Here is a 2163-nt window from a genome sequence, read left to right on the forward strand (position 1 = left end):
GGGACCGGCCGCGTAGCCGGCCGCGGCGGGCAGCCGGTCGGCGTCGGCGGCCGAGCGCGCGCACTCGTCCCAGCGGCCCAGGGTGTAGAGGCAGAGGGAGTGGAGGTAGCGCATCTCCACCGGGTACGGGGAGGAGAGGAGGCCGGCGCGGCCCGCGCGGTCCAGCCCCTCGGAGAGCCAGGTGAGACATTCCTCCGGGTCACCGGATTCGAAGCAACCCGTGGCCAGGTTGAACAGGGCACGCATCTCCACGGGGACGTTGCCCGCCCGGCGGGCCAGTTCGCGGGCGTCACGCAACCGCGCCCGGCCCTCCCGCGTACGCCGGTTGCTCCGGGGGTCGAGACCGACCACGGAGATGATCAGGTCGGCCTGGGCGTCGCCCAGTTCGAGCCGCTCCGCGACGCGCAGCGCACCGCTCGCGACCCGCCCTGCCTCCTCGTTCTCCCCCAAGTACCGCGCCGCCATCACATGCGTGGCCGCCGCCCACACCCACGTACGGGACGGGGGCTCGGCGGGGATCATCTCCAGCGCCTCACTGCTGTACCGGAACGCGGCCTTCAGACTGTCCACGCGCATCAGGTCACCGGCGAGGGTGTAGCGCACCCGGGCGGCCAGCTCGGAGTCCGCGTCCGGGCCGGCTCCGGCGAGCGCCGCGCGGGTGAGGGAGACCGCCCGGTGGTTGTCCCCGGCGCGCGCGGCGGCGGACGAGGCGCGCAGGGTGAGGGTGACCGTGTCGAGGTCCCGGGGCCGGGCCCCTGCGCCCACGGACGACCACAGGTCGAGGGCTCCCTCCAGGTGCCGCAGCTCCTCGGCGGGCGCCCCGATCCCGTGTGCGTGGTCGGCAGCCTCGACGGACGCCGTCAGCGCGTCGGCGAGGTCGTGGCTCTCGCGCGAGTGGTGGGCGCGCTCGGCGCTCTCCCCGGCGCGGCCCCGGCGGGCCAGCAGCCGGGCGAACACCCCGTGCAGCCGCACCCGTTCGCCCGGCAGCAGATCCGCGTAGACCGCCTCCCGGGTGAGGGCGTGCCGGAACTGGTACGTCGATCCCTCGCCCGGCAGCAGCAGTTGCCGGCCGACCGCCTCCCGCAGCGCCGACTCCAACTCGTCCTCGGGGAGTTGGACGGCGTCCCGCAGCAGGTCGTGCCCGACCTTGCGGCCCGCCACCGCCGCCGTGCGCACCACCTGCTGGGCGGCGCGGGGCAGTTGCTCGATCCGGATCAGCAGGACGTCGGCCAGCCCGCTCGGCAGCACGGCCCCCGGCTCGTCCGCCGTCGCGGCCAGCAGTTCCTCCGCGTAGAACGCGTTGCCCTCCGCCCGCTCGACGATCCGGCCGACCGTGGCCTCGGACAGCGGCTCGGCGCGCAGTGAACGCACCAGCCGCGCAACCTCGGTGTCCGGCATCGGCCTCAGCTCCAGCCGCTCCACGGCGGGCAGCCGCACCAGCTCGGCGAGCAGGGGGCGCAGCGGGTGGCGGCGGTGCAGGTCGTCCGCGCGGTACGAGGCGAAGACGGCGAGGCGGTGGGCCGGGGCGCCGGGGGCGGGGTGCTGGAGCACGGCCCGGCTGAGCAGGAAACGCAGCAGATCCCGCGAGGACTGGTCGGCCCAGTGCAGGTCCTCCAGCACGAGCAGGACGGGCGTCGCCCCGGCGAGGTCCGTCAGCAGCGCGGCGATGCCCTCGAAGAGCTGCAGCCGGTCACCGCCGTCCGCGCCGCCGCCGAGGAGGCGTGCGGTCGCCGGGTGGGCCTGGAGGAGCGGGGCGAATCGCTCGTCCGCGGCGAGGGCACCGAGGATCTCGGTGAACGGCAGGTACGGCAGACCGACATCGCCGAGGTCCACGCAGTGCCCGGTGAACACGGCCGTCCCCTTGCCCACCGCGTACGCCGCCGCCTCCGCCAGCGTGCGGCTCTTGCCCACGCCCGCGTCCCCCGCGACGAGCACGGCGCGGGGTTCACCCTGCCCGGCCCGGTCCAGCACGTCCCTCAGGCGGGCCATCTCGGAGTCCCGCCCGACGAACGGCGCGTGGATCATGTTCTGCGGCACACCGCCATCCTGGCACGCGGCCCCGCCCCCGCACCGCCGGGTTTACTCGCCCCCGCCGCCCCTGCCCGTCCCGTCCCTCGGGGCTCCGCCCCGGACCCCTTTCGCGCAGTTCCCCGCGCCCTTGAA

General features: G+C 75.8%; 1 protein-coding gene. It reads right to left on the reverse strand.

Features of this window, described 5'->3' with window-relative positions; genetic code table 11:
* Nucleotides 1-2025: ATP-binding protein (locus AWZ10_RS06535; RefSeq protein ID WP_425264479.1), on the reverse strand; the 2025-nt coding region annotated here is incomplete at its 3' end.
* Nucleotides 2026-2163 lie beyond the last annotated feature (138 nt).

This window comes from Streptomyces europaeiscabiei (genome assembly GCF_001550375.1).
In the GTDB taxonomy this organism is placed as follows: Bacteria; Actinomycetota; Actinomycetes; order Streptomycetales; family Streptomycetaceae; genus Streptomyces; species Streptomyces europaeiscabiei.